The organism is Psychrobacter sp. (assembly GCF_035469765.1).
Classification (GTDB): Bacteria; Pseudomonadota; Gammaproteobacteria; order Pseudomonadales; family Moraxellaceae; genus Psychrobacter.
Window position 1 is genome coordinate 1 of the sequence record NZ_DATIRM010000175.1, and the last position, 3,484, is coordinate 3,484.

Consider the following 3,484-nt stretch of genomic DNA (forward strand, 5'->3'; position numbering starts at 1 on the left):
TCATTACTATGAGTTGATTCAAGAACAGGTTTTCCGCTACAGCCCATAGTTTACGGACAAAAAAATCCCCAGTCGTTAAACTGGGGATTTCTAAATTTGGTAGGCATAAGCAGACTCGAACTGCTGACCTCTACCATGTCAAGGTAGCGCTCTAACCAACTGAGCTATACGCCTATTTAGGTTGAGTATTCTATCAAGTTTCCACTATTTTGCAAGCCTTTTTTCTAACAAAACTGCCTTATTATTAGAATACTTACTATTCAGCTTTATATTAACTATTACACAAGGTTATTTGTGTAGTTTTTATGGTTAATATGTAATGATGGTTTAGTTTTTATTGTCAATAGTGGGTCTTCGCTTGATACTGGGCAATCTAGTAACACTATTGCAGATATAAAAAAACGACTTTTATGATAATCGAATAGTATCTAATAAAGTTAAGTTAACAGTAAAAGGGTTAGGAGCATCGAATGGGCTTATTGGTTGATGGGCAGTGGCAGGATAAATGGTATGACACAGCATCTAGCGGTGGACGCTTTGAGCGAGAAGATGCAGGCTTTAGAAATTGGGTAACCGTAGATGGTAGTGCTGGTCCATCGGGTCAGGGTGGCTTTCCAGCCGAAGCCAATCGTTATCATTTATATGTCTCTTTGGCGTGTCCATGGGCAAACCGTACTACTATTTTTCGTCAGCTAAAAGGCTTAGAAGATATTATTTCGATGTCTGTAGTTCACCCTTTTATGGGTGATAAAGGTTGGACGTTTGCAGAGAGTACAGGTGTTGTCGCTGACCCCATTATCAATGCACGTTATCTGTATGAAGTTTATACCGCGGCAAAGCCAAATTATACGGGGCGGGTGACAGTACCGGTACTATGGGATAAAAAGACCAATACCATCGTCAGCAATGAATCTGCTGAGATTATTCGTATGTTTAACTCAGCTTTTGATGACGTTGGGGCAATAGCTGCTGATTTTTTACCATCCGATGCAATAATAGAAATTGATGAGATAAATGCGTTTGTTTATGATGCTATCAATAATGGCGTCTATAAAGCTGGTTTTGCAAGTACACAAGCTGCTTATACAGAAGCGGTATTTGCGCTATTCGCTGCGCTAGATACGTTAGAGGCGCGTTTGGCAGACCAACGTTACTTAATAGGTCGCACGATAACTGAGGCGGATTGGCGTTTATTTACGACGTTGGTACGTTTTGATGCCGTTTATGTCGGACACTTTAAATGTAATATTCGCCGCATCGTTGATTATGTCAATCTTTGGGGCTATCTGCGTGATTTGTATCAAGTACCGGGTATTAAAGACACCGTGAATATGGAACATATCAAAGCGCATTATTACACCAGCCACGCAACGATTAATCCCACTGGAGTGATACCCGTTGGTCCTATTATTGACTTTGATAAGCCGCATGGGCGGGCACATTTATAGAGAGCTATTTGATAAAATGCTGTCTGAGTTTTTAGGGTAAAGAAATAAAAAAACCGTACCCGCGGCTTTATAGCAGCAGGTACGGTTTTTTTATTAAGTAAAAATACGCTGAAATTAAGCGTTATTTAGCTGTCTTGCTGCTTCTAATGCAAAATAGGTTAAGATACCATCAGCGCCAGCACGGCGGAAACCAATCAAAGATTCTAAAATCACCGCATCAGTCAGCCAGCCGTTTTGAATCGCTGCCATATGCATGGCATATTCGCCAGAGACTTGGTATGCAAACGTTGGTACACCAAAGGTGTTTTTAACTTCACGGATTAAGTCTAAGTATGGCTGACCTGGTTTAATCATGACCATGTCAGCGCCTTCATTGATGTCCATGGCAACTTCATGTAGCGCCTCAGCGCGATTACCAAAGTCCATCTGATACTGTTTTTTATGCCCACCTTTTAAATTGCCCGCACTACCGACGGCATCACGGAATGGACCATAGTAAGCGGAGGCATATTTTGCTGAATAAGCCATGATAGCAGTATTCACAAAACCTTCAGCTTCAAAGGCATCACGCATCGCTTTGATACGACCATCCATCATGTCACTAGGTGAGATGATATCAGCGCCAGCACGCGCATGGACGAGCGCTTGCTTGACCAATACTTCAACCGTTGCATCATTAACGACATAGCCTGAGTCATCCAGCAAGCCATCCTGACCGTGTGAGGTATAAGGGTCTAACGCCACGTCAGTCATGACGACCATCTCTGGTATGGCATCTTTGACCGCTTTTACTGCACGTGCAGTGAGAGCGTTTTCATCATAAGCAGACCTACCATCAGGGGTCTTTAGTGAATTATCAATCACTGGAAAGATGTCGATGGTCGTGACGCCTTCGCTCAACAAGTCTTTGGCGTGCTTAATGAGCAGGTCTATCGACAAGCGCTCAACCCCCGGCATACTAGCGATTTGTTGACGTTCGTTAGCGCCTTCTAAGACAAAAACCGGTGCGATAAAATGCTTAGGATGTAGCTCAACTTCACGAATCATCGCGCGTATATTGTCATTATAGCGCAGGCGACGTAGGCGAGTTTCAGGGAATTGGCGGTTAAAAGTATAAGTCATGTTGTTTCCTTATCTGAGTGGCAATCACGGTTATTTTTTTAATTACTAAGGTTTTTAATAGGTTTTCTACTGAGGTTTTTAAAAAGGTACGTCATATAATGTCGATACTATACCCAATAGTTACTATCAAAAGCAAAAAGCCCCACCAAGTCGGTAGGGCTGATTGTACTTATCGACTATCAACGCGATAAAAGTACGTCACGCACTTAGGGCTTTATAAAGACTTATGGCTCAATGATCTGCGTGACCGGCACTTGCTCGACACCGACTTCTTTGATGCGAGTCTCTTTTGAGGTAGTTTCTTCAGTAATTACCCCAAGCGCAGCATCAGTCTTGCCATCATTATTGATATCGACCACAGCAGTTGGCTTAAAAGTCGATTTTTCTATTGGCTCTGCTTGTTTAATGGCAAGGGCTTCTTGGGCAGAGACCACACGTGCAGAGCTTGCCGCATCAATAGCAGCAGTGGCTTTCGCCTTGTTGCTATTGGCAGCTGCATTGACTACTTGTACCAGATTTCTATGTTGCGGCACAGGAATTACCGTTGGTACATCAAGGTTAGCACCGCCACCAAGTGCTTGGTACAACTCGATTTGGCTGACGATTTTTTGTAGCTCTAAATCTAGTATACCTTGCTGAGTAGAGAATAATGAACGCTGGGCATCAAGCACATCAAGATAGTTTGAAATACCTGCTTTAAAACGGGCATCTGCTATCTGATATGTCTGTTCAAAATTATCTTGCAAACGATACTGCGCCTCTAACTGCTCGCCCAAGGTTGCACGCGTTGCCAAGACGTCAGAGACTTCACGGAATGCGGTTTGAATTGAACGCTCATAGCCTGCAAGCGTCTGCTTACGCTCGATTTGTGCCACATCATAGTTAGCATCTAAACGACCAGCATCAAAGATAGG

3 protein-coding genes and 1 tRNA gene are annotated in these 3,484 nt (G+C 43.0%); 1 reads left to right on the forward strand and 3 read right to left on the reverse strand.

All coding sequences use genetic code 11. The features are described from left to right. Positions 1–97: 97 nt before the first annotated feature. A tRNA-Val gene (locus VLN09_RS04990) sits at positions 98–174 on the reverse strand. Between the two features lie 296 nt (positions 175–470). Here VLN09_RS04990 and VLN09_RS04995 point away from each other — a divergent pair. Further along, the gene (locus VLN09_RS04995) at positions 471–1,448 is read left to right on the forward strand and encodes a glutathione S-transferase family protein (protein ID WP_325244272.1); all 978 of its coding nucleotides are present in this window, start codon (positions 471–473) and stop codon (positions 1,446–1,448) included. 114 nt (positions 1,449–1,562) lie between these two features. Here VLN09_RS04995 and hemB read toward each other — a convergent pair whose 3' ends face one another. Together hemB and VLN09_RS05005 are read right to left on the reverse strand one after the other, a co-directional pair. After that, complete coding sequence (gene hemB, locus VLN09_RS05000; RefSeq protein WP_325244273.1) at positions 1,563–2,570, reverse strand: porphobilinogen synthase; 1,008 nt, start codon at positions 2,568–2,570, stop codon at positions 1,563–1,565. A 224-nt stretch (positions 2,571–2,794) separates the two neighbouring features. Continuing rightward, a partial coding sequence (locus tag VLN09_RS05005) for a TolC family protein (RefSeq protein WP_325244274.1) occupies positions 2,795–3,484 on the reverse strand: 690 nt, incomplete at its 5' end.

Coding starts and splice junctions, on each gene's coding strand:
- VLN09_RS04995 (WP_325244272.1), top strand. CDS start 471: ATGGGCTTATTGGTTGATGGGCAGTGGCAGGATAAATGGTATGACACA.
- hemB (WP_325244273.1), bottom strand. CDS start 2,570: ATGACTTATACTTTTAACCGCCAATTCCCTGAAACTCGCCTACGTCGC.